Raw genomic sequence first — 21,792 nt, forward strand, 5'->3', positions numbered from 1 at the left:
TTGAAAAGCTGGCAGCCACGCGGGATGACCCTCCCGTGCGGCCGCTGCTTCTTCCCCTCATCGCGATTCTCGCCCTCGCCGGATGCCGTCCGGCGACGCCGCAGTCGCAGCTGATCGTCTGGGCCTGGGAACGGCCAGAGGATTTGCGATTCGTCGATCCCTCGGTCGAGGTCGCCGTCCAGCACGGCTTCATCGAGTTGCGCGGTACGACGCTGTTCGTGCGCGGCCGGCGGTTCCCGCTGAAGGTCGATCGCCCGCCATCCACCGTCACCGTGCATGTGCAGATCGACCATGAGCGTCCGCTGGTCTGGTCGCCCGAACTGCGCCGGCGGCTGGTCTCGGCGATCGTCGACCACGCCACGCTGATCCCCGGATCGCGCGTCCAGCTCGACTTCGAGGTCCGCGAATCGGAGCGGCAGGTGCTGCTCGACACCCTGTCCGACCTGCGCCGCGCCCTGCCCGCCGGTACCTTCCTGTCGATGACCGCGATCGCCTCGTGGTGCGACCACGAGACCTGGTTGAAGGACGCGCCGGTCGACGAAATCGTGCCGATGCTGTTCCGCATGGGACCGGGTGGCAAATATCTGTTGAAAAGCCTCGAAAACGGGCGAGATTTCCGCAATCCGCGCTGCCGCACCGCATTGGCGATCTCCACCGACACGCCTATCGTCCGGGCACCGCCAGGCCGGCGAGTCTATCTCTTCAATCCCGGCAGCTGGACCCCGGCGGATCTCGACAGGGCACGGCAGACCGTGGAGGCGTGGCGATGACGGCGTGGCGTCGGTGGCGTGTGGCGATTGCAGCGGCGGCCTTGGTGCCGGCGGCGCCGGCGCTCGGGTCGGGTGGCGATCCGGAGTGGTTCCCGACCTATATCGACATCAATGGCGGCAGCCCCGCTGAGCAGCGCCAGTTTTTCAGCGGCCGACTGGGCGTGGTGTTGCCTGCCGCATCGGACGGGATGCTGTTTGCGCAGTGGCGCCTGCTACATGGCCTATCGGTAGGCACCGAGGCGGGCGCGGGATTGGCGGAGCGATGCTGCGATTTCGAAGCCTATGGCCGTGAGGAGTCCGGCTTCGACAAATGGATGACCGCGCGCAAGCTTATCCGCACCGCGCCGCAGATCGATTACATTCGTACGGAACGATATACCGACGACTATCGATGGATCGCCGCCTGCCACAGCGACGCGATGGATAGGGCCGCAGCGACGTTGCGGGACCGGGTGAGGTCCCATGGCGCGGGCTCGCCCTATGTCAGGGCATGGCTGGGAATTCAGGATGCCGTGTTCGACGCATGCGCGAATGAAAAGGCCACCCTTCCCGCTCTCCCTTCAAACGCGCCGGTCTGGTTGCAGAAAGACTATGCGTATCAACACGCCGCCTTCACCTTCTACAGCCAGCGCTTCTCGCAGGCTGCCGACTTGTTCGGCGCGATCGCCCGCGACCCGCAATCGCCCTGGCAACCGCTCGGGCTCTACCTGGTCGCACGATCCCGCTATCACGACCAGCTTGCCGCTCCCTCCCCTGAGCACCTCAGGCTGGCGCGCGAGGCGTTCCGCAGCGTCCAGTCCCTCCCCGCTGGCAGCGATGGCCCGGCCGAGGTCAGAGCGTTCGTTCGGGCGATTGATTATCGGGAACGTCCCGACGAACTGATGCGGGAACTCGACAGCGAACTGGCCGAGCCGGCTTTACGCAAGGACACCGTCCTCGCGCTGCGCGACTATATGAGCCTGAACCGGAAACGGGACATGTACGGCGACCTTGCCGACTGGATCATCACGATAAGAACTTCGGCGGCGGCCGGCGATGTCGAAGAGGCGCAGCGCAACTGGAGCCAGACGCTCGATCTGGGCTGGCTGATCGAGGCGGTCGAGCGCGCCGAAGCTGGCCAGGCGCCGGGGCATGCGCGCGACCGATGGACCAAGACCGGCGATCCGGCGTGGCTGATCGCTGCCCTCGCTCTGACCCGTACGGATGATCGGTCCGCCGGGGAGATGGCGCGCGAGGCCGAGCGGATCCCGCCCGACCATCCGGGATGGCTGACCGGGCAATATCATCTGATCCGACTGTCGATCGCCAACGCCGACCCTGCCGCGCTGCGCGAGCGGACAGATCGGGTGCTGGCACGCCGCGATCTATCCCGCAGCGACCGCAACCTCTTCCTTGGGGTCCGTGCGCAACTCTCCGCGTCGATCGACGAGTTCGCCCGCCTTGCGCAACGTCAGCCGGACTGCAAGGCGACGAAGCCCGGCTTCTGCGCCAGCAGCCATTCCCGGTTGGACGACCGCTATGTGGCACTGACGAGCAATGGCTTTGTCGGGCTGGGCGAGGAATCGCGCGCCGTGATCGACCGGATGCCGGTCTCGACACGCATTGACCTCGCCAGCCGCGCGGATCTCCCGGCGGATCTGCGCAAGGACATCGCCCTCACAAGCTTCGCCCGGGCAGTGCTGCTGCAGGATGAGGCGGCAATCGATCGGCTGGCCGTCATCTTGCCTTCGCTGCATCCAACACTCGCCCAGGAGTGGAAGCGGATCGCGACCACCAGGCCAGGCGCAACGCGGCGATTTGTCGAGATACTTGCGATGGCGAAGATGCCGGGACTGCGACTCGATCTTGCCGACTATCAACGTCCTCGGGGTCTTCACCGGGACCGGGCCCCCTGGTCGCAATGGATCATGCCGCCCGGCGGCAATGCCCTCGATCAGCCGCGCTATGCCCCCGCGGGCGCCTATTCATCCGATGGAATACGGGGGCGCTATGGCTATGGCTATGGCTATGACCAAGGCGCTGAAGCGGATCTGACCTGTCGCGGCAAATGCGGTGCTGGCGGATTCCCTCTCCACGTACCGCCTTTTGCGGCGCCCGGTGTCGCGCAGGCCGATCGCGAGCGACTGCGGACTTATCCGGCAGGGGTCTATTGGGAACTCCCGCCGCCTCCGCCCGGGAGCATCGAGCTTTGGGAGGAGATGTTCTCCTATGCAAAGGCACATCCCGACGACCCGGCAACACCCGAAGCCTTTTACTGGCTCATCCGGATAAAGCGCTGGGGCGGTAGCAATACCGATGTCGGCGAGCGCGCCTTCAACATGCTTCATCGCCATCATCCCCAGTCCGAATGGACGCGGAAGTCGCCCATATGGTTCTGAACATCTTCGATGAGGCCGGTGATTTATGAATAAGATCCAAAGGATCAATTGATAGATATCATGAGAAGACTTTGAAATTGATAGATTAACGAATAGTAAAAACTGAATTCGAGCCTATCTTTAGTCTATATCAAAATTGCAACTTCTCCGTGGAATTAAAAATTTATCCCTTCATTCAGCGAGGGCAAAAAAACAATGCCTAGGTCGAACACTACGCAAACGTCAGCATCCACGCGTTTGTGCCCTCGTTCAAAGTCCGTGATCAAGGGTGCGATATGCATGTCTGCCCTGACATTGTCTTTGAATCCCGGTCACCCACGCGCGCATCCCCGCTGCGATGTCGCTTCACCGGAGGGTTACGTTACAAAGAAATACAACCACAAGATCAGTGCAAAAGCAACGCTGACCTCGAAATCGGTAACGGGCAATATTGAACATGGATTGATAACATTCTCATCAATTAAATATAAAAAGTGGCCAAAAGACGAATCAAGGAATGAAGTCATAACAGTATCATATCAATATGACTCAGATTCCGAATGTGATTGGTGGCCAAATACCCGAAAGAAAGTTTTTATACTGAGCAGGCGGCAGGATGGAAGCTTGCTTGTAATTAACGCCTACTAGGAGTTTTTCTTTTGCCCACGCCAGCCGAAGCGCCACACGCCCGCGCACGCTATTGGTGGCGTCTCGCGTTCATGGCGGCTGCTTTGGTCCCGGCCGCGCCGGCGCTCGGATCCGGAGGCCCCGCCCCCAGTCCTACCTTCATCGACCAGACGGGCGGCAGCGAGGCGGAGCGAAGGCGGCTCTTCGACGGGCAGATGGGCGTGTTGCTCGCCTCCGCATCCGACGGCATGCTGCTGATCAACTGGCGACTTCTTCATGGTCTTCCGGTAGGCGTCGAGAACGGCGTACGCCTGACCAGCAGTTGCTGCGATTGGGAGCCCTATGGGACACCCGATGCCGGGATTGAAAGATGGCGGGCTGCCAGAAGGCAGGTGGCCGGCGACGCACCCAGTTGGATCAATCCCGAACGGCGGGTCCAGGTCGATTATTACCAGTGGCAATTGGCCTGTTTTCGCAGCGCGTTCGATACCGCAACGTCGGCGCTCGAGCGACGCGTCGCGGCCTATGGCCCCGCCTCGCCATGGATCCGCGCCTGGCTTGCGGCTCAGGATGCCGTGTTCCAGGCATGCGATGGCACCAGCGTCGAGTTGCCTGCACTGGCGTCGAATGCGCCTGGATGGCTGAGAAAGGACCGCGCCTATCAGCAGGCGGCGCTCGATTTCTATTCCGGCCGCTATCCACAGGCAGCGGACCGCTTCGCCGCCATCGGCCAGGATCGTCACTCCCCCTGGCGCCGCTATGGCCTCTATCTCGCCGCTCGCTCGCTCTATCGCGATGCCCTGCAAAATCCCGACAAGGTGCATTATGACCGCGTGTCCGTTGCGGTGAATGCCGTGCTGTCGTCGAAGGACGATCTTTTCGGCAAGGATGATGCGCGTGGCATTCGGCGCGCGATCGACTTTCGGCAACGTCCCCTCTCATTGCTCGCAACGGTCGAGCGCGAGCTGAACGCGCCCAGCCTCCCATCGGACGCCCCGGTCGCTCTTGTCGATTACATGCGAACGGCGAGAGCAAACACCTCGCCCCCTTCTTTCGCCGACTGGGCGATGACGTTGAACGACGAGCGGGGATGGCCCGACGTCGAAGTGGCCAAGGCGCGTTGGGCTGAAACGCTGGACCTGGGATGGCTGTTGATCGCGGCTCAGGAGCCGACCGGCGGCGACGCGGTGGCGCGCGCGCGTAGCCGCTTTGCGGAAAGCGGTGACGTCGCATGGCTGCTCGTGGCCCTTGCCATGGCTCCCGCCACGGACCCCACAGTCTCTTCGCTGGTCGCGGACGCGGAGGCGATCCGCGAGGGTCACCCGGGTTGGCTCACCGCGCAATATCACATCGCCAGACTGACGATCTCGACCGCCGACCCGGCAAGGATCAGAGCGCGCATCGATCCGATCCTGGCACGCCGGAACCTGAGCCGGACGGATCGGAACCTGTTCCTTGGCATCCGGGCGCAGGTCGCAAGTTCGCTGGACGACTTCGTGCGCTTCGCCCTTCGCTATCCGATTTGCGAATCGACCAAGCCCGACACCTGCGTGGTGGAAAACTATCCCGGGAATGACTCGTCACTGGCGCGCAGCGATCGGGGATTTGTAGGACTCGGCGAAGATGCTCAAGCGCTGATCGACCGGATGCCGCTTGCGATGCGTGCCGGCCTGGCTCGCCATCCCGGCCTTCCGGCCCCACTGCGTCTCGATATCGCCCTGACGAGTTTCGGTCGCGCCGTGGCGCTGCACGAGGACCGGATCGTCGATCAGCTGGCGAAGGACCTGGTCGGGCTGATGCCGGAAATGCGCGCCGACTGGCAGCGTATCGGTCGCACGCCCTCCGGTGGGGCGAAGCGATTTGCAGAGCTTGTGACGATGTCCCGCCTGCCTGGACTGACGACCGATCTGGCCACGTATGAGCGCACTCCGCCGATGGGCTATTATGGCTATTGGCAAGCTTGGGCTGTTCCGGCTCCCGCCTCGCGTCCGAAGGCGTCCTACCCCAAGGATCACCAATATAGCTCTGACGGGATTTGGCGCTTCGGGGATGCGCCAGATTATATCTGCCGGGGCAAATGCGGCGCGGGAGGATTTCCGCTTCACCTCCCTCCGTTTCTTGCCCGGACGGCAGCACAGGCCGATCGCGAATATGCGAGCACCATTCTGCCGCGCCCCGATTACGGCGAGGTCTATCCAGCAAATGCGAGTTTCCTTTGGGACGAGCTGCTCGATCATGCTCGCGCCAATCCCCGCGACCCGCGATCTCCCGAAGCGCTGTACAGGTTGATCCGTATCGCGCGCTGGGGCGGCGATCACGATCTGCTGGGGAAGCGCGCCTTCGACCTGCTGCATCAGCGCTATCCCGGCTCCGGCTGGGCAGCCAAGTCGCCCTATTGGTACAAGGGACTATAAGATGGCGCTGGCCTGGCGCGGCATCGCCCTTGGATCTCCGGTCTTGTCGGCGGCGCTGCTGCTCGCCGCACCAGCACTCGGGTCGGGCGATCCGATTGCGGGCCCCACCTATGTCGACGAGCGCGGCGGGACACCGACCGAACAGGAGCGCTTCTTCGCGGGGCGCGTCGGGGTCGTGCTGGTCACCGGCACCGACGGCATGCTGTTCGCGAACTGGCGTCTGCTGCACGAGCTTCCGGTCGGATCGGTCGCCGGGGCCAGGCTCGCGCGAAAATGCTGCGACTTTCAAGCCTATGGCGTTGAAAACAAGGGCGCCGCGCGCTGGGTCGAGGCGCGCAAGCTGGTGCCCGGCGGTGCGGCGCTGGACGAGTATATCCGCGTCGGCCGGATGAGCGCCGATTATGTCTATGTCCCGACCTGTCTCAGCGATGCATTCGATACCGCCGCCACGACGTTGACCGACCGGGTTCGGCGCTACGGGGCCGACTCGCCCGGGGTCCAGGCGTGGTTGCGGGCCCAGAATTCGGTGTTCGAGGCGTGCGGCGGAGACGCCGGATCATTGACTCCGATCCCCGTGGACGCGCCCGAATGGCTGCGAAAGGACCATGACTATCAGCAGGCGGCGTTCGCCCTGTACAGCCGCCGCTTCGACGAGGCGGCGCAGCGGTTTCGCGCCATCTCGCAGGATCCGGCATCTCCGTGGCGCTCCTATGGGCTGTATCTGGTCGCGCGATCACTGTTCAACGCGGCGATCGATCCCCCCAACCCCGACCGCTTTGCCGCCACCCGCGCCGCGGCCGAGGCCGTTCTTGCCGCGCCAACCGAGGTCTTTGGCAAGAACGCCGCGCGGTCGATCCTGCGTGCACTCGATTATCGCGAACATCCTGCCCAGTTGCTGCTTCAACTTGACCGAGAACTGACCGCCGGCACCCTGCCCGACGACGTCGATGTGGCGCTGCGCGATTATGTGACGTTGCAGCCGGGCGGTGCGCCGGAGCCGGACCTGGCCGACTGGATGCGGACGATGCGAAGCGAGACGCTGAGCCCATCATTGCCCTTTGCAAACGATCCCTGGCTCATCGCGCTCGGCCTGGATGCGATTGTCGACGCCGTCCTCACCGTGCCGGTGGAGACGCCCGCCGAACGCGCTCGGCGGAGATGGACGGAAAGCGGCGACGCGGCGTGGCTGGTCGCCGCGCTGGCAGTGACGCGTACTGGCGATCCGCACGCCGCCGCGCTTGCGGCCGATGCGGCGCGGGTGAAGCCCGACAATCCCGCCTGGCTGACGGCACAATACCATCGCTTCCGGCTGACCCTCGACACGGAGAATCCGGCGGATCTCCGGCGCGGGATCGACGCCTTGCTCGCGCGGCGTGACCTGACGAGATCGGATCGCAATCTGTTTCTCGGCTTGCGAACCCAGGTTGCTGCCGACCCCGCCGACCTGATCCGTGCGGCACTCCGCGAGCCCTATTGTCGCGATCTGGTGCCCCGCCCCTGCACCTCGATCTACGATCCGACCGGCGACATCACGCTGGGTAACGGCCCGGGCGGCCTCCTCGGCTTCGGTGAGGATGCGCGGGCGATCATCGATCGCATGCCGCTGACGATGCGTGCCGCGGTGGCACGCGATCGCACCCTGCCGCCCGAATTGAGGCTGGACGTTGCGCTGACCAGCTTCGCCCGGGCGGTCGCGCTTCGCGATGACGGGATCGCCGATCAGATGGCGGGTGATCTCGTGCTGCTGCTCCCTCAGCTTCGCGCCGACTGGCAGCGTATCGTCGCCAGCCGCGGATCGGCCAAGCGCTATGCGCAGCTCTTCGCCATGGCCAAATTGCCGGGGCTGCGCCCCGATCTCGCCAGCTATTACCGCCCGCGCGGCACGGTGCGGCAGTTCGGCGGATACTGGACGCGCTGGACGACGCTGCCACCGGGTGCAGCAACCAGCGACGCCGGAGTTCCTGCCGCGAGCAGCTATGCCGCCGACGGCATCAGCGGACGGCACGACGATGCGCTCGACATGGGTCAGGGCGAGGACGACCTGGTATGTCGCGGAAAATGCGGCGCCGGCGGGCGCCCCGTCCACCTGCCGCCCTTCGTCGCCGGGGCCCAGGCCCGCGCGACGGCAGAGCGCGGCCGATACCAGGCGGAGGGCCGTTATCTGGATAACGAGACGGAGACCTATCCCGCCGGCACCGTCTTCCTGTGGGACGAGCTTCTCGACCATGCCCGAGCCAATCCCACCGATCCGCGATCTCCCGAGGCACTCTACTGGCTGATCCGGATCGGCCGATGGGGCGGCAACTATAATCACATGAGCAAGCGCGCCTTCCAGCTGCTGCACCGGCGCTACCCGGGATCGGTTTGGGCGAAGCGCTCGCCCTATCACTACGACTAAGAGCGGCGTTCCCCATACGCCGGCAAGAGGATAAGCTCGGACAAAATCAGGAGGGGATTCTCATGCTTCAGCCACGCCTTGCGCTCGCGGCCCTGTTGCTCGCGCCGGTGACAGCGTTGCCGGTACCGGCGGCTGCGCAGACGGTCGCCAAGCCGGTAAAGATCGACAAGGCCCGCATCGACCGGATGCTCGCCGCGATGGTGAAGGATAAGCGCGCGGTCGGCGTCTCGGCGATGGTGTGGCAGGGCGGGCGCGAGCGCTATTTCGGCGCTGCCGGCCTCGCCGATCGCGAGGCGAACCGGCCGATGACGCGCGATACGTTGGTCCAGATCTTCTCGATGACCAAGCCGGTGACCGGCGTCGCGCTGATGCAACTGTGGGAGCAGGGCAAGTTCGGCCTCGACGATCCGGTGTCGCGCTACATCCCCGAATTCGCCGACGCCCGCGTCTATGCCGGCAAGGATGCGGCCGGCGTCCCGCTCTATCGCCCCGCCGCACGTCCGATGACGATCCGCGACCTGCTGCGCCATACCGGCGGCCTGACCTATGGCGGCGACGACAATCCGGTCGACGCGCTGTTCCGCACCGCCGACCCCCTCAACCTCGACAACGACCTTGCCACGCTCACGAAGCGCATCGCCGGCCTGCCGCTGGCCTTCGATCCGGGCACGCAGTGGCGCTACAGCGCGTCGGTCGACATCCAGGGACGGCTGGTCGAGATCTTCTCCGGCCAGACGCTGGAGGCCTATGTCCGCCAGCATGTCTTCGACCCGCTGGGGATGAAGGATTCGGGGTGGACCCAGCCTGCGGACCGGTTCGGCCGGCTGGCGATCGGCTATGAAAAGACCAAGGACGGCGCGCTGGTCCGCCTGCCCGAGGAGCGGGTAAAGGCGAACAACTTCGCCGGCCACCGGCTGACCATGGGCGGTGCCGGCATCGTCGCGCCGATCGACGATTATATGCGCTTCGCCCGGATGCTGCTGAACCACGGCACGCTCGATGGGGCGCGAGCCCTGAAACCATCGACCGTAAGGCTGATGAGCACCGACCAGCTCGATCCGCGCATCACCGAGCGCTACTGGCTGCCGAACAAGGGGGCGGTCGGGTTCGGCTTCGACTTCGCGGTCCGGGTGTCGCCGCCGAAAAGCGCCGAGGAAGCGCGCGGCGCGGTCGGCGAATTCTTCTGGGACGGCGCGCTGTCGACGCTGTTCTGGGTCGATCCGGCCAACGACCTTGCCGCGGTGTTCTTCGTGCAGCGCTTCCCGTTCGACGGCACGCTCCACCACGATATCCGCGAGGCGGTGTACGGTGCCGGCTATCAGGGGCCGCCGGGCGACTGAGCCCGGCAGTCGCTTGTCAATGCGCGTCGGCGGGCACGAGCCTGCCGCCGCTCCACCGCAACACCCGGTCCGACAGCGGATAGGCAGTCTGCGCGGCGATGGTGCGGGCAATCTCCGCCAGCGACGCCAGCATGTCCGGATCGTCGGCAGCCCCCAGCAGGACCGTATCGCGCGAGGGCGCGGCGACCAGGATCGGGCCGTCCATCGGCACCCGGTCACGCCACCGGTCGAGGACCAGCAGCATCGACGCGTCGTAATTGCTGTCGAGGCGCATCGCATAGCGGCCGTCCCCGCCCTCGATCGTCAGTGCCGTCAGCCTGTCGGCCAGGTTGCCGAGCGCCGTTTCATGAAGCTGCGCCGCGTCCAGTCCCAGTTCGTCCAGCAATTCCGCGGTGACGAAGTGCATCGAACTCTCGGTATCGACGACATAGGTGACGATCAGGTCGGCGACAAACGGACGCGTCACGAACGCCGCGTTCGTGGTGTCGAGGCCGCTGCCCTCGAGCTGGCGGCGCGTCGTTTCCGCCCATGCGGCGGACTTGATGACCGGCAGGATCTGCCGCAGCTCGGGTGCGCCATGGACGGCATCGAGCGCCAGCGCCTCGTCCAGCTGCGCCGCCATCAACAGGTCGATATCCTCGCCGCCCGCAAGGCGCGAATACCAGTTGCCGAAATATTGCCGTGCCACGGTCCCGCCTGGCGTCGTCCATATGACGTGGCTGGCCGCCGCATCCGCGCCGATCTTCGCCTCGACGGAAATATCGGGAAAGCGCCGCCGGACATGCTCGGCATAGCGCCGCGCATAATCGCCATGCGACAGGACCCGGTCCGACCTGTCCGAACCGAACAGCTTCTTCAGCAGCGACATGCCCGTCTTCTCCCCGATGGCCGGTACGATCGATCGGAAGTAAACGCCCGGTCCCGCCGGGAGTGCCCGCATGCCACCGCGTCGCGATCTCGGGTCACCGCCCTTGACCTTCAGGCGAATTCGCGGTTTGTTCCGCCCCGCGCGCGCCCTGATCGGCGCCCGACACGCCGGCGCGATCCGGCAGCGACGACGACACGGACGAGTGACCGAGCAAGCCTCACCCTATGCGGACAGCCGCAAGATCATCCATGTCGACATGGATGCCTTCTTCGCGTCGGTCGAACAGCGCGACTTTCCCGAGTTGCGCGGCAAGCCGGTCGCGGTGGGCAGCGCCAGCGGGCGCGGCGTCGTGGCGGCGGCCAGCTATGAGGCGCGCCGGTTCGGCGTCCGCTCCGCCATGCCCTCGGTCACGGCGCAGCGGCGCTGTCCCGACCTGATCTTCGTGCCGCATCGCTTCGACGTCTATCGCGCCGTCTCGCGCCAGATCCGCGAGATCTTCCTGGACTATACCCCTCTGGTAGAGCCGCTGTCGCTGGACGAGGCGTATCTCGACGTGACCGCCAACCTGCGCGGCCTGCCCTCCGCGACCGCGACGGCCAGCGAGATCCGCGCGCGCATCCTCGAGGCGACGCAGCTGACCGCCTCGGCCGGCATCTCGTACAACAAGTTCCTCGCCAAGCTGGCGTCGGACCAGAACAAGCCCGACGGCCAGTTCGTCATCACCCCCGCCACCGGCCCCGGCTTCGTCGCCGCCCTGCCCGTATCGCGCTTCCACGGCATCGGCCCGCGCACGACCGAGAAGATGAACCGGCTCGGGATCCAGACCGGGGCCGACCTGCGCGACAAGGATGTCGCCTTCCTCCAGGCGCAGTTCGGCAAGGCAGGCCGCTGGTATCACGCCATCTCGCGCGGCGAGGATCACCGCGAAGTAACGCCCGACCGGCCGCGCAAATCCTCGGGGTCGGAGACGACCTTCGCGACCGACCTGACCACCCCCGAGGCAGTCGAGCCTCCGCTGCTGGTCCAGGCGGATTCGGTGTGGGAGTGGTGCGAGCGTACCGGCGGCCGCGGGCGGACCGTGACGGTCAAGGCGCGCTATTCCGACTTCCGCATCGTCACGCGCAGCCGGACGCTGAACGCCCCGGTGCAGGACCGGGCGACGCTGCATGAGGTCAGCCTGGCGCTGGTGCGGACGCTCTACCCGCTGCGGCTGGGGGTGCGATTGCTGGGCGTGACGCTGTCGGGGTTCGGCGAGGGGGATGCGGAGCCGCAGCTGAGCTTGCTGGGGTAACCCCTTTCCTCCCCCGGATGCTGCGCATCCGGGGGAGGAAAGGGCTTACTTCTTCTCCACGAACGGCGGCGCGTCCGGTGGCACCGCGGCGTTGCGCCAGCGCTCGATCGGCACCACCTGCGCCGTGCCCTCCTGATCGAAGCCGCGCTTCATCAGCGTCGCCACCTGCTGCGTCGTGCCGCCGATCCGCACCCGGGTACGGACCCAGAAGGTGTTCGACCGGAACGAGGTGCCGAACGGGATCGTCGCCTTCTGGTCGACCAGATCGGCGGCGTCCAGGAACCCCTTGCGCGCGCGAAGCTGGACCAGCCGCTGCGCCACCAGCGGATCGTTGAACAATATGGTCAGCAATTCCTGGTCGGCCGAATTCAGATTCACGGTCGTCTTGCCCGGCAGCGCGGTCAGTATCCGCTCCAGCCGCTCGCGCACCGCCGGCTCGATCTCGAGCAACCGCAGCGGGCGCAGGTCGGTCACCGGACCCTGCAGGCGGACCAGCTGGATCAGCAGGTCGATCTGCTCGTCGGGTACGCCCACCCGCGCCGCGATCGTCTGGAACAGGATCAGCGACGCCGCCTCGCCATTGCGCACCGAATTGATGTTGAACCTGCCCTCGGCATCGGAAATGGCGAGGTCGAAGGTGCCGCCCTCGATCGGCGCGCCGCTTTCGGACAGCTTGCCCCAGGGTTCGGCCGGGTAATCGGCCTCGGGCGACTTCTCCAGGTCGCGGCGCAGGCCGACGATCGCCGACAATTCGCCGCCACGCGCCACCGCCAGCGCCCGGGCCGCCTCGCGCGCGCGCAGCCCGCGGTCCAGCGCGACTTCCTCGCGCGTGATCAGCAGCAGCACCATGCCTGCCGCGATCGCGACGAACATCAGCACGTTGATCAGGATCATGCCCTGTTCGTCCTGCGGCACCTCGCGCGTCACTGGCCGTCTCCTCGCGTCGGCAGCACGACGATCCGGCGCAATTTGCCCTGGGTTCCCCCGCGGGTCCCCGGCGCCAACTCCAGTTCGACCTCGATCGCGCCGGGCCAGCGATTGGCACCTTCCTCGTTCACCGGCCAGCGATCGACCCAGCGCCCGTCGTCATAGAAGCGCCAGCGCGCGGCGGCGATCCCGGTCAGCAAGGGCTGCTGCGCCCGCCCGATGCCCCGCACCAGCGCGCCGTCATTCAGCGTATAGAGCACTTCGGCCGATTGCCCGCCGGTGCCGGGCGCGACCCGGCTGAACTTGACCTGCCCGCCCTCGCCGCTGACCTGACCGGCCGAGATCTGGTCGATATCGCTGGTGATCACGAACATCGTGCGCTGCAGCTCGGCCAGCCGGTCCAGCCGCACCTCGGTCCGACCCTGCACGTTCAGCACGCCCTGGACGAGCGCGAGCCCGGCCGTCGCGATCAGCGCGAACAGGCCGAGCGAAATCATCAGTTCGATGAGCGTGAAGCCGGACTCGCCGGCTTCACGCGGATCGTCGGTCATGCGCCCGAGCTCACCGCCACCGTCTCATAGCCCGATGCGCGGGCTCGCAGGATCGCGAAGTCGCGCGCCACGCTGCCGTCGGTGCGGAACCGGACCGGGCCCGTAACGCACTGGAAGCCCTGCGCGCTGAGCAGGCCCGCGGGCGTCAGCGTGTTCGAATTGCGCAGCGAATTGGCGATGCCCGCCGCGTCATAGGCAAGCGCCGCGATCGTCCCGGGATCGCCGCCGACCCGGCCCGAGAATTCGCTGGCGAAGGTCCCGAACGCCTTCGGATCGGGGCTGGCGATCCAGGCCCCGTCCAGTGCGGCCAGCGATTGCGGGCGATGGTCGAGCCCCTGGAGCGTGCCGAGCAACTGGACGCCGCTGTCCTTCAGTGCGCGCGCCGCTGCCACCACCGTCTCGCCATTGCCGGGTAGCAGCACGCCGTCGGGCGCCTCGCCGACATCGGGCAGCGGCTGGCCCGCCTGGATCTCGACCGACCGGATCGTCATCGCCAGTTCGCCTTCCAGCTTGCTGGCGGCCAGCGCCGCCGCGCTCGACCAGGGCGAGTGATCGTCGATCACCACCACGCTGCGCACCCCGCGCGACCGGGCATAGCGCAGGATCGCGCTGGTCACCTGGGCCGCGGTGATGCCGAAGATATAGGTGCCCGGGCTGCGCAGCACGCTGTCGTTGCTGAACGCGACGATCGGCACGCGGCCGGCGACCGTCGCCGAGACCGCCGGCACTTCCTCCGCCAGCAACGGGCCCAGGATCATCGCCGGGTTCTTCTTCAACGCCAGCGTCGCCGCAGCCGCGGCTCCGGCGGCGGTGCCCTGGGTGTCGAACGCCTGCACATAGGCGCTGTTTTCCGCGAGCAATGCCGCGGCCCGCATGCTAGTGCCCAGCCGTGCCCGCTCACCCGAGAGCGGAACGAGCAGGGCGATGGGGCGCTTGTCCTTCTTCTCGCCCGCTGCCAGGGCCAAAGAGGGAAATGCGACCGATGCCGCCGATGCGACCGCTCCCGATGTCAGGAGGTTCAGCAGGTCCCGCCGATGCAGGGATTCAAGTGGCACTGGCGACTCCGATCGAACGTCAAACTGTTCGACGCGACATTATCCGCTTCGCCGTCCTCGGCATAGCCGCTTACGCGGTCGCGATGGTCGCGACCATCCCGGCGAGCGCGGTGTTCAAGAACCGGCCGTGGCGATCGGGTGTCTCCGGCACGATCTGGAACGGCGAGGTCGGCGTCGCGGGCGGCAGCACCGCGCGCTGGAACTGGTCGCCGCTGCGCTCGCTGCTCGGCCTGGGCTTTGCCGCCGACTGGAAGCTGACCGGCCCCGATACCGAGCTTGGCGGGCGGGTGATCGCGCATCCGGGCAGCACGACGTTCGACAAGGTCAGCGGATCGGCCAATGCCGGGCTATTGTCGGTGCTGAAGCCCAACATGCCGTTCAGCTGCGACATGACGGCCCAGGTCGACATGCCGCGCGCGGTGACGGGCGGTGACGACCAGATGATCCAGGCACGCGTGCTGACCGATCCGGGCAGCTGCGGCGCACGCGGACTGGCCGCCCGGGCGCAGGTGCCCTCGTTGCTGTTCACCGCGGAAACGGTCGGCGACGTCACCCGCATCCGCCTGGCGCCCGCGACCCAGCGGATGACGACGCTGATGAGCGGGACGCTGAGCGAAAGCGGCGATCTCGAACTGAACATGACGCCCGAAGGCGCGCGGACGCTGCCCTTCCTGCCGCTGCCGCCGGGCACGCCGATGCGGATGAAGCTCTGACCGGCGGTCGCCCGCCGCGCGTCAGACCCCGACGAGATTGTTGAGGTTGATGATCGGCAGCAGGATCGACAGCACCATCAGCAGCACCAGCCCGCCCATTACCAGCAGCACCAGCGGCTCGACCAGCGCGACAAGCGCCGTGACCAGCCCGTCCAGCTCGCGCTCCAGCTCGCCCGCGGCGCGGCCCAGCGCCGGCGCCAGCTTGCCCGAGCTTTCGCCCGACGCGACGATCGCGATCAGCATGCTGGGGAACACCCCCGCCTCGGTCATCGCCGCGCGCAGGCTGATGCCTTCACGCACGCGCTGGGCGACATGGATCGCCCGCGCACGCACCCAGTGGTTGGGCGTCACCGCCGCCGCCGCATGGATCGCCTCGACCAGCGGCACCGCGCTGCCGACCAGCGTCGCCAGGCTGCCGGCGAAGCGCGCCGCGTTCAGCTGACGGCTGAACCGGCGCATCGGCCGGCGATCGATGAATCCCTTGTGCAGCCGCAAGGTGTTGGCCGGCACCCGCCGCCAGCGCTCGAACGCCAGCAGCACCAGCGCGATGGCCAGCAGCAGGTACAACCCGAAATCCTGCAGGAAGGCGCTGACCGCGATCAGCGCGCGGGTCAGGAACGGCAATTCGGCGCCGCGCGACACGAACACCTTCACGATGTCCGGCACGACATAGACCATCAGCAGCACCATCATGCCCAGCGACACCAGCGCCAGCAGCGCGGGGTACAGCAGGGCGAGCTGGAGTTTCTGGCCATTGGCCTGCCGGTTCTCGACGAACTCGGCCAGGTGGTACAGCACGTCGGGCAGCTTGCCCGAGGATTCACCCGCCGCGACCGATGCGCGATAATATTCGGGAAAGGCCTTGGGATATTGGCTCAGCGCCGAGGCGAAGCTGCGCCCGTCCAGGATCGCCCCGCGCACGCCCAGCAGGACCGAACTGACCTGGGGCTGTTCCGACTGCGCGCCGACCAGCCGCAGCGCTTCCTCGATCGAGATGTCGGACCCCACCAGGGTCGAGATCTGCCGCGTCACCGTCGCCAGCGCGCGCGCGTTCATGCCGCGGTTGAAGCTCGGCAGGCTGATGCGACCCAGCGACGCCCGGCGCTCGCCCGCCGGCTCGACCGACAGCGGCAGCAGGGCCTGTTCGCGCAGCATCGCCCGCGCGGCGGCGGGCGACGACGCCTCGATGATGCCCTTCTTCGCCGCGCCGGTACGGTCCGCGGCCTTGTAGGCGAAGGCGGGCATTTACGCCTCTTCCCTCACCACGCGCGCGACTTCCTCCACGGTGGTGACCCCGGCGCGCACCTTGGCGACCCCGTCGTCGACCAGCGCCGGATTCTCCCTGCGCGCATGCGCCTCCAGATCGGCTTCGGAGGCGCCGTCATGGATCAGCTTCTGGAACCGGTCGTCGACCGCGACCACCTCGTACAGACCGGCACGGCCGCGATAGCCCTCGCCGTGACACTCGGCGCAGCCATTGGCGCGCCACAGCGTCTCGCCGGGACGGATCGCATCGCCCAGCAACAGCGCGTCGCCCTCGCTCGCCACGTCCTGCGTCCGGCAGCTGGGGCACAGGCGGCGCACCAGCCGCTGCGCGCACAGCCCGACCACCATCGGCGCCAGCAGATAGCGCTCGACCCCCATGTCGATCAGGCGGGTGACCGATCCCACCGCGCTGTTGGTGTGCAGCGTCGACAACACGAAATGGCCGGTCATCGACGATCGCACCGCGACCTGCGCGGTTTCCTGGTCGCGGATCTCGCCGACCATGATGACGTCGGGATCCTGGCGCAGGATCGCGCGCAGCCCGCGCGCGAACGTCATGTCGGTCCGCGTATTGACCTGGGTCTGGCCGATCCCGCCCAGCTCATATTCGATCGGGTCCTCGACCGTCATGATATTGCGCTTGCGGTCGTTCAGCCGGTTGAGTGCCGCATACAGCGTCGTCGTCTTGCCCGATCCGGTCGGGCCGGTGACCAGCAACATGCCATGCGGCCGTTCCAGCAGGCGGGTGAACACGGTGCGGTCGCGCTCGCTCATGCCCAGCACTTCCATGTCGAGCCGCAGCGATCCCTTTTCGAGCAGGCGCATCACCACCCGCTCGCCATGCTGGGTCGGGATCGTCGACACGCGCGCATCGACGTCGTGGCCGCCGATGCGCAGCGTCACGCGGCCGTCCTGGGGAATGCGCTTCTCGGCGATGTCCAGCTTCGCCATCACCTTGATGCGGCTGACCAGCAGCGGCGCCAGCGCGCGCTGCGGCTCCAGCATGTCGCGCAGCACGCCGTCGACGCGGAACCGCACCACCAGGCGCTTTTCCTGCGTCTCGATATGCACGTCCGACGCGCCTTCCTTCACCGCCTCGAGCAGCAGCGCGTTGATCAGGCGGATGACCGGCGAATCGTCACGGCTGTCGAGCAGGTCGTCGACCGCGGCGGCGCTGTCTGCCAGCGCGGCCAGGTCCATGTCGCCCATGTCGAGTTCGGCCGCCGCGCCCGCACTGCCGCTATAGGCGGCGCTCAGCGCGGTATCGAACTCGGCATCGCTCAGCGGCACGAAGGCCGCGGCCGGCGCCACGCGCTTGACCTCCAGCATCGCATCCAGCGTGATGCCCGGCCGGTGGAGACAGGCGACGCCGCTGCCTTCGGGGCGAAGCAGCACGCCCTGGCGACGGGCATAGCTGTAGGGGAGCAGCGGCACCGTGCCGGCGACGACATCCTCGATCATTGTGCGAAATCCACCACCGCGCTGATCCGGCCCGGGGCGGTCTGGCGCTTCATCTCGACCCGCTTCACTTTCAAGCGGCTGGTCGCGCCCAGGTCGGCGAGCCAAGACATGACCGCGTCATAGGGCGCATCGGCGATCGTCGCGCGGACGCCGCCGGGGATCGTCGCGACCTGCACCGGGACCGACATGCCGGCGGCGGACGTGTTCACGACTTCGGCCGCACCGCCGCTGCGCTGGGGCCGCTGCGGCGACAGCGTGCCCGCCGCGCGGATGCGGGCATTGATCGTCTCGTAGGTGCGGATGTCGGCATAGGCCTTTGCCCGCGTATTCTGCAGCGGCAGCAGGATGCCGTAGAACAGCACCACCGCGCCGATCAGCGTGGCCATGCCGGCGAACAGCGCGCGCTCGCGCTGCGACCGGGCGTTCCACCAGGCATCGAACCGCGCGATCCGCGATTCGATGCCGCTGCGCTGGATGATCCGGACGATCACAGCGCAGCCGCCGAGATGCGGACGGATCCGTCGGTGGCCTCGGTGACCGTCGCCTTGATCCCGGCATTCTGCAGCGCCCCGCGCACGCGCGCCGCCTGCCCCGGCTGGCCGTCGATATCCATCACCAGCGTCTCCGACTGGAATTGAACGCTGCGCGCGTTGATCGCACCCAGCGGGGCCAGCGCCGACGACAGGCGCGACACCAGCGGAATGAAGGTCTGCGGCGCCGGCCCCGACCCCGCCGGCAGCAGCGCCGCCACGCTGGTCGCGATGTCGCCCTGCAGCGAGGTGCCCGGCGCGACCTGCTGGATCAGCGCACGGGTATCGGCTTCGCGGCGATCGGCGATCATCCGGAGGGCGACCGTGTCGGCCAGCGCGATGCCGGCATGCGCGACCGCGCCCGCCGCGACGATCCAGGCCGTGCGGCGCCACGCGTTCGACACCGGCCGCCCGCGCCGCGCATAAAGGCCCTGGCGCAGGTCGATCGCCGGCTTGCGCAACCGCTGGCCCAGCGGAATGCTGTCGATGACCGTACCGGTGACCGGCAGGTCCCCGGGATGGCGATCGTTATAGGAATGAAGATTGGGCCTGCCTGCGGCCTGCCAGGCGGGCTCGAACATCGCCTCGTCGCAGGCGAAGCCGGTGCCGTCGGCGGCGCGCACCAGTGCCCGCTGCTTCCACAGCTCGACCGTCCAGCCGGCGTCGCTTTCCGGCTTCGGCAGCGACAGCGCATCCGGCACCATTGCGGCGTGCGCCAGTCCGGCATCCTCGGCCGCCAGAACCCACCCGGCCATCACCTCGTGCCGGACGACCGCGACCAGATAGCGTTTCGGCCCGACCTCCTCGCCGATCGACAGATGGACCGAATCGATCGGGTCGGCGATCCGGTCCTCGATCGCAAAGGGCAGCGCCTCCATCCGCCGGGCGCGGTTCGACAGCGGCAGGTCGACCGCCAGCAGCAGCACCTGCTCCGTCGGCACCAGCAAGGTTGCGGGGCCGTCAGGGTCGTTTATGATCGGACCGCTGCCGGCGAGCGTCCACACGCCCTCAGCACGCCGGTCGGCATGCGGTTCGACTGTAACATTGCTTTCATGGACAGAACGCATGGGATCGCGATGCGCATAGAATTACGACAGTTCAAGGACAGCGTGACATCACGCGACGATATCCGCAAGCCGGTCCCGCAATCCGAGGCCGGCCTGACCCTGATCGAGATGATGATCGTGCTGGTCATCATCGCGGTCGTCGCCGGCCTGGTCACGGTCAACGTGATGGGCCGCCCCGACGAGGCCCGCGTCACCACCGCCAAGGCCGACATCAAGACGATCTCCAGCGCGCTGGCGATGTACCGGCTGGACAATGGCGATTACCCGACGTCCGAACAGGGCCTGAAGGCGCTGGCGGTGCAACCCTCCCCCGCCCCGCCGGCGTGGCGTCAATATGTGCCGGAGCCGCCCAAGGATCCCTGGGGCCGCGACTATGTCTATCAGAACGACAATGGCAGCTTCACCATCACCTCGCTCGGCAAGGACGGCAAGGCGGGCGGCGAGGGCGTCGACGCCGACATCAGCGGCAAGGGCCAGTAGGACAAATGCGGGGGGGCCGCGCCATCCGGCCCGGAGAAACCGGGCTGACGCTGATCGAGATGATGATCGTGCTGGTCATCATCGGCATCTCGACGGGCGCGGTCGTGCTCGGAATCGGCAGCGCCACCCGCGCGCCGACGGTCGAGAGCGAGGCGCGCCGCCTGGCGACGCGGCTCCAGTCGGCGTCGGACGACGCGATGCTGGGCGACCGGATGATGGCCTTCACCGTCGCCGATGACGGCTATGGCTTCGCGACGATCGGCGGCGACGGCCAGACCGTCGTGCGCACCGACAAGGCCCTTGCCTTTCACCAACTGCCCGCCGGCATGGTGATGACGGTCAACGTCAAGCCGCCCGTGATCCTCGGCGCCGACGGCGCGGGCGAGCCGATGACCGCCAGCATCCAGAGCGGGCGGCAGAATTGGGTCGTCACCTATGACGGCATGACTGCCGGCGTGATCGAGGGACAACCCGCCAGGTGAACGAGGATGACGGTTTCTCGCTGATCGAGGCGATGGTCGCGCTCGCGATCCTGGCGATCGCCTCGGTCGGGCTGATGCGCGCGGTCGAATCGCACATCGATTCGACGCGCGGGCTGGAACGGCGGACGATCGCCATGTGGGTCGCCGAGAATCGCCTCGCCGAGATCGAACTCGGCATGGCGACGGGAAGCGAGGCTCAGCCGGTCGATATGCTGGGCCAGCAATGGCGGGTCGACGTCCAGCGCACCCGCACCGACGATGCGGAGATCAACAAGGTCCGGATCCGCGTGTTTCAGGGCCAGGACAAAGCAGCGCTTGCAACGCTGGACGGCTTCGTTGACGGAAGGCGCGGATGATCCTGCCCAGCCTGACCCCGCGCCAGACGCGAACCGCGCTCAACCTGCTGACCGCCGGGATGGTGATTTCCGTCGCCTGGGCGCTTGCGGGCCTCACCTGGCGACTTGCCGGCCATGCCGGAACCGGGGCGATCATGGTCCCCTCGGGCCGGACATCGCCGGGCACCTCGCCCGATATCGCGCCGGTGCTGGCGCTTTCCCCCTTCGGCAAGGTGACGGTCAGCGACGCGACTCGTCCGACCGCGCTGCCGCTGGTGCTTCAGGGCGTCGTCTCCGCGCAGCCCTCGGAACTGTCGACCGCCTATATCATCGTCAGCGGCGCGGCTGCCGCGCCCTTCCATATCGGCGACAATGTCGGCGGCGGAACGATCCAGGCGATCCTGCGCGACCGGGTGATCCTGTCGAACGGCGGCCAGGCCGAATATCTCGCCTTCCCCGATCCCAATGCGCCGCCGCCCGCCGACGGTGCGAATCCCAGCCTGCCCGGCGGACCGCTGCCCTCGGCGACCGGTGCGCAGCCTGCGCCCCCGACCAATCGGGCGCCCAATCTGCTCGACGGCCCGCCGCGCGGGGGCACGCCCGCCGCGCCGTCGACGGCCGCGATCATGCAGCGATTCAACGCGACACCCGTCGATGGCGGCTACCGCGTCGGCAATGCCGCGCTCCCCGGGCTGAAGGCCGGCGACGTGCTGATGTCGGTCAACGGCACGCCGCTCAGCGATCCTTCGGCGGCAGGGGCCGCCTTTACCGCCGCACAAGGCAGCGGCTCCGCCACCATCCAGGTCATGCGTGACGGGAAGCCGATGACGCTGACCGTGCCGCTGAAGTAAAGAGAGCAT

General features: G+C 67.3%; 18 protein-coding genes. 10 read left to right on the top strand and 8 right to left on the bottom strand.

The window, feature by feature from the left end; all coding sequences use genetic code 11:
- Window positions 1-499 precede the first annotated feature (499 nt).
- From TPR58_RS21540 to TPR58_RS21555, 4 genes are all read left to right on the top strand, one after another.
- Window positions 500-3,148, top strand: a complete 2,649-nt coding sequence (locus TPR58_RS21540; protein ID WP_346248835.1) for a hypothetical protein — start codon at window positions 500-502, stop codon at window positions 3,146-3,148.
- Window positions 3,149-3,786: 638 nt separating this feature from the next.
- The gene (locus TPR58_RS21545) at window positions 3,787-6,168 is read left to right on the top strand and encodes a hypothetical protein (RefSeq protein WP_346248836.1); all 2,382 of its coding nucleotides are present in this window, start codon (window positions 3,787-3,789) and stop codon (window positions 6,166-6,168) included.
- 1 nt (window position 6,169) lies between these two features.
- On the top strand, window positions 6,170-8,566 hold the full coding sequence (locus tag TPR58_RS21550; protein ID WP_346248837.1) for a hypothetical protein: 2,397 nt from the start codon (window positions 6,170-6,172) through the stop codon (window positions 8,564-8,566).
- Between the two features lie 62 nt (window positions 8,567-8,628).
- Window positions 8,629-9,906 carry a serine hydrolase domain-containing protein gene (locus tag TPR58_RS21555; RefSeq protein ID WP_346248838.1) on the top strand — a complete coding sequence of 426 codons (1,278 nt, stop codon included), beginning with the start codon at window positions 8,629-8,631 and terminating at the stop codon, window positions 9,904-9,906.
- Between the two features lie 16 nt (window positions 9,907-9,922).
- Here the strand turns inward: TPR58_RS21555 and TPR58_RS21560 are convergent, their stop codons facing one another.
- Window positions 9,923-10,774: a DUF1444 family protein gene (locus TPR58_RS21560; protein ID WP_346248839.1), complete on the bottom strand. Its 852-nt coding sequence runs from the start codon at window positions 10,772-10,774 to the stop codon at window positions 9,923-9,925.
- Between the two features lie 202 nt (window positions 10,775-10,976).
- On the opposite strand from TPR58_RS21560, the gene dinB reads away from it, so the two are divergent.
- Window positions 10,977-12,065, top strand: coding sequence for a DNA polymerase IV (gene dinB / locus TPR58_RS21565; protein WP_346248840.1), 1,089 nt, complete (start codon window positions 10,977-10,979; stop codon window positions 12,063-12,065).
- A gap of 45 nt (window positions 12,066-12,110) precedes the next feature.
- Here the strand turns inward: dinB and TPR58_RS21570 are convergent, their stop codons facing one another.
- Genes TPR58_RS21570 through TPR58_RS21580 form a run of 3 tightly spaced genes read right to left on the bottom strand, consistent with a single transcriptional unit; the run spans window position 12,111 to window position 14,598 of the window.
- A complete protein-coding gene (locus TPR58_RS21570) occupies window positions 12,111-12,992 on the bottom strand; it encodes a type II secretion system minor pseudopilin (protein WP_346248841.1) in 882 nt (293 codons plus the stop codon).
- Window positions 12,989-13,543 (bottom strand): type II secretion system protein GspJ, encoded by a 555-nt coding sequence (locus TPR58_RS21575; RefSeq protein WP_346248842.1) that lies wholly within the window; start codon window positions 13,541-13,543, stop codon window positions 12,989-12,991. The genes TPR58_RS21570 and TPR58_RS21575 overlap by 4 nt, the downstream gene beginning before the upstream one ends.
- Window positions 13,540-14,598 carry an ABC transporter substrate-binding protein gene (locus TPR58_RS21580; RefSeq protein ID WP_346248843.1) on the bottom strand — a complete coding sequence of 353 codons (1,059 nt, stop codon included), beginning with the start codon at window positions 14,596-14,598 and terminating at the stop codon, window positions 13,540-13,542. The genes TPR58_RS21575 and TPR58_RS21580 overlap by 4 nt, the downstream gene beginning before the upstream one ends.
- Before the next feature lie 83 nt (window positions 14,599-14,681).
- Here TPR58_RS21580 and gspN point away from each other — a divergent pair, with 83 nt between their 5' ends.
- Window positions 14,682-15,311 carry a type II secretion system protein N gene (gene gspN / locus TPR58_RS21585; protein ID WP_346248844.1) on the top strand — a complete coding sequence of 210 codons (630 nt, stop codon included), beginning with the start codon at window positions 14,682-14,684 and terminating at the stop codon, window positions 15,309-15,311.
- A gap of 21 nt (window positions 15,312-15,332) precedes the next feature.
- On the opposite strand, the gene TPR58_RS21590 is transcribed toward gspN, so the two are convergent.
- Genes TPR58_RS21590 through gspL form a run of 4 tightly spaced genes read right to left on the bottom strand, consistent with a single transcriptional unit; the run spans window position 15,333 to window position 19,635 of the window.
- Window positions 15,333-16,556 carry a type II secretion system F family protein gene (locus TPR58_RS21590; RefSeq protein ID WP_346248845.1) on the bottom strand — a complete coding sequence of 408 codons (1,224 nt, stop codon included), beginning with the start codon at window positions 16,554-16,556 and terminating at the stop codon, window positions 15,333-15,335.
- On the bottom strand, window positions 16,557-18,038 hold the full coding sequence (gspE, locus tag TPR58_RS21595) for a type II secretion system ATPase GspE (protein WP_346248846.1): 1,482 nt from the start codon (window positions 18,036-18,038) through the stop codon (window positions 16,557-16,559).
- Window positions 18,035-18,529, bottom strand: a complete 495-nt coding sequence (gene gspM, locus TPR58_RS21600) for a type II secretion system protein GspM (protein WP_346248847.1) — start codon at window positions 18,527-18,529, stop codon at window positions 18,035-18,037. The genes gspE and gspM overlap by 4 nt, the downstream gene beginning before the upstream one ends.
- Complete coding sequence (gspL, locus tag TPR58_RS21605) at window positions 18,526-19,635, bottom strand: type II secretion system protein GspL (protein ID WP_346248848.1); 1,110 nt, start codon at window positions 19,633-19,635, stop codon at window positions 18,526-18,528. The genes gspM and gspL overlap by 4 nt, the downstream gene beginning before the upstream one ends.
- Before the next feature lie 9 nt (window positions 19,636-19,644).
- On the opposite strand from gspL, the gene gspG reads away from it, so the two are divergent.
- Genes gspG through TPR58_RS21625 form a run of 4 tightly spaced genes read left to right on the top strand, consistent with a single transcriptional unit; the run spans window position 19,645 to window position 21,783 of the window.
- Window positions 19,645-20,115, top strand: a complete 471-nt coding sequence (gene gspG / locus TPR58_RS21610; RefSeq protein ID WP_346248849.1) for a type II secretion system major pseudopilin GspG — start codon at window positions 19,645-19,647, stop codon at window positions 20,113-20,115.
- Window positions 20,116-20,120: 5 nt separating this feature from the next.
- Window positions 20,121-20,597 (top strand): GspH/FimT family pseudopilin, encoded by a 477-nt coding sequence (locus TPR58_RS21615; RefSeq protein ID WP_346248850.1) that lies wholly within the window; start codon window positions 20,121-20,123, stop codon window positions 20,595-20,597.
- The gene (gene gspI / locus TPR58_RS21620; protein WP_346248851.1) at window positions 20,594-20,953 is read left to right on the top strand and encodes a type II secretion system minor pseudopilin GspI; all 360 of its coding nucleotides are present in this window, start codon (window positions 20,594-20,596) and stop codon (window positions 20,951-20,953) included. The genes TPR58_RS21615 and gspI overlap by 4 nt, the downstream gene beginning before the upstream one ends.
- Complete coding sequence (locus tag TPR58_RS21625) at window positions 20,950-21,783, top strand: type II secretion system protein N (protein ID WP_346248852.1); 834 nt, start codon at window positions 20,950-20,952, stop codon at window positions 21,781-21,783. The genes gspI and TPR58_RS21625 overlap by 4 nt, the downstream gene beginning before the upstream one ends.
- Window positions 21,784-21,792 lie beyond the last annotated feature (9 nt).

It is taken from the genome of Sphingomonas rustica (genome assembly GCF_039652585.1).
GTDB lineage: Bacteria > Pseudomonadota > Alphaproteobacteria > Sphingomonadales > Sphingomonadaceae > Sphingomonas > Sphingomonas rustica.

Excerpts from the sequence above, each read along its gene's own strand:
- TPR58_RS21550 (WP_346248837.1), top strand. The coding sequence starts at position 6,170 with ATGGCGCTGGCCTGGCGCGGCATCGCCCTTGGATCTCCGGTCTTGTCG.
- TPR58_RS21555 (WP_346248838.1), top strand. The coding sequence starts at position 8,629 with ATGCTTCAGCCACGCCTTGCGCTCGCGGCCCTGTTGCTCGCGCCGGTG.
- TPR58_RS21560 (WP_346248839.1), bottom strand. The coding sequence starts at position 10,774 with ATGTCGCTGCTGAAGAAGCTGTTCGGTTCGGACAGGTCGGACCGGGTC.
- TPR58_RS21575 (WP_346248842.1), bottom strand. The coding sequence starts at position 13,543 with ATGACCGACGATCCGCGTGAAGCCGGCGAGTCCGGCTTCACGCTCATC.
- gspN (WP_346248844.1), top strand. The coding sequence starts at position 14,682 with ATGGTCGCGACCATCCCGGCGAGCGCGGTGTTCAAGAACCGGCCGTGG.
- TPR58_RS21590 (WP_346248845.1), bottom strand. The coding sequence starts at position 16,556 with ATGCCCGCCTTCGCCTACAAGGCCGCGGACCGTACCGGCGCGGCGAAG.
- gspE (WP_346248846.1), bottom strand. The coding sequence starts at position 18,038 with ATGATCGAGGATGTCGTCGCCGGCACGGTGCCGCTGCTCCCCTACAGC.
- gspL (WP_346248848.1), bottom strand. The coding sequence starts at position 19,635 with ATGCGTTCTGTCCATGAAAGCAATGTTACAGTCGAACCGCATGCCGAC.
- gspG (WP_346248849.1), top strand. The coding sequence starts at position 19,645 with ATGCGCATAGAATTACGACAGTTCAAGGACAGCGTGACATCACGCGAC.
- TPR58_RS21615 (WP_346248850.1), top strand. The coding sequence starts at position 20,121 with ATGCGGGGGGGCCGCGCCATCCGGCCCGGAGAAACCGGGCTGACGCTG.
- TPR58_RS21625 (WP_346248852.1), top strand. The coding sequence starts at position 20,950 with ATGATCCTGCCCAGCCTGACCCCGCGCCAGACGCGAACCGCGCTCAAC.